Here is a 270-nt window from a genome sequence, read left to right as displayed (position 1 = left end):
AAAAGAGTTATCTGTATCTAGCATGAAAGTGCAATATCAAGCCGGAAAAAGAATGGATGCAGCAGCCGAAAAAATTGAAGAGCTAGAAGAGAAGTATTACAAAGCAGATCGTAGGGCAGATAATGCTGAACTTCAATTTGGTTTATTAGAAAAAGAAGTAGACCAGCTGAAGAAACATCGAACAGACGCTATTGTATATAAAAGCATCTTGCAAGATACAAATAGACATATAGAAATTAGCGAACTAGAAAAGAAAGGACGTTTAGTCCT

At 35.6% G+C, this 270-nt stretch carries 1 protein-coding gene; it reads left to right on the top strand.

The features are described from left to right. Nucleotides 1–52: 52 nt before the first annotated feature. Nucleotides 53–270: hypothetical protein (locus FE392_RS22765; RefSeq protein ID WP_319931953.1), on the top strand; the 218-nt coding region annotated here is incomplete at its 3' end.

It is taken from the genome of Xenorhabdus santafensis (genome assembly GCF_033949405.1).
Lineage (GTDB): Bacteria > Pseudomonadota > Gammaproteobacteria > Enterobacterales > Enterobacteriaceae > Xenorhabdus > Xenorhabdus santafensis.
Note: the sequence above shows the minus strand (reverse complement) of the source record. Positions and strands in the feature narration are given on the sequence as shown.